The organism is Dryocola clanedunensis (genome assembly GCF_038405435.1).
Classification (GTDB): domain Bacteria; phylum Pseudomonadota; class Gammaproteobacteria; order Enterobacterales; family Enterobacteriaceae; genus Dryocola; species Dryocola clanedunensis_A.
On record NZ_JBBYHZ010000190.1, the window covers coordinates 1 to 547 of the forward strand.

The following is a 547-nucleotide window of genomic DNA, read 5'->3' on the forward strand; positions in this document are numbered from 1 at the left end:
CTGATGAGCGCGGCGCAGGCCGCCGTGGATCCGGCGGTGATGGACCGCCCGGCACCGACCCCGATCCGCGCCAGCAAGATCGTGCTGGTCGGCGATTCCACCACGGCCGTGCAGGGCGGCTGGGGGCCGGCGTTCTGCGCACGGCACGTGACCTCGTTCCTGACCTGCACCAACCTCGCCCGCGGCGGCCGCAGCACCTACAACTACCGTGCCGAAGGCTCGTGGGCGCTGGCCGAGGCGGAGATGCGCATGCCGGGCTATGCGCAGACCTGGGTACTGATCCAGTTCGGCCACAACGACCAGCCAGGCAAGCCGGGCCGCTCCACCGATCTGCAGCGCGAGTTCCCGGACAATCTGCGCCGCTACGTGCGCGAGGTCCGCGCCGCCGGTGCACAGCCGGTGCTGCTGACCCCGTTGACCCGCCGCCAGTTCGCCGACGGCGTGCTGATCGATGATCTGGCCCCGTGGGCCGAGGCCGTGCGCACTGTTGCGCGGGAACTGGAGGTGCCGCTGGTCGACCTCCACGCACGCAGCCGCGCGGTGGTGC

1 protein-coding gene is annotated in these 547 nt (G+C 71.8%); it reads left to right on the plus strand.

Annotated elements, in window-relative coordinates; translation table 11 throughout:
- Positions 1–547: rhamnogalacturonan acetylesterase (locus AAE045_RS24165; protein WP_455549832.1), on the plus strand; the 547-nt coding region annotated here is incomplete at both ends.